At 70.3% G+C, this 202-nt stretch carries 1 protein-coding gene; it reads right to left on the bottom strand.

Annotated features, from left to right (window positions below):
• Positions 1-196: transposase (locus KUM44_RS38135; protein WP_254390718.1), on the bottom strand; the 196-nt coding region annotated here is incomplete at its 3' end.
• Positions 197-202: the final 6 nt, after the last annotated feature.

The following is a 202-nucleotide window of genomic DNA, read 5'->3' as shown; positions in this document are numbered from 1 at the left end:
CGGTCAGCACGGTCTTGGAGCGTCTGCCGTTGCGGGAGTTGCCGCCGTTCCTGCCGGCCGCATCGTGCTTGTCATAGCCGAGGTGGTCGGTGATCTCGCCCTCCAGGGCGGACTCGAGCAGCCGCTTGGTCAGTTGCTGCAGCAGCCCGCCCTCGCCGGTCAGTTGCAGGCCCTCGGCCTGGGCGCGGCCGACCAGCTCGTC

Origin of the sequence: Streptomyces sp. AC550_RSS872 (assembly GCF_019049285.1) — a bacterium.
Lineage (GTDB): Bacteria > Actinomycetota > Actinomycetes > Streptomycetales > Streptomycetaceae > Streptomyces.
This window is presented reverse-complemented; position numbering and strand designations above follow the sequence as displayed.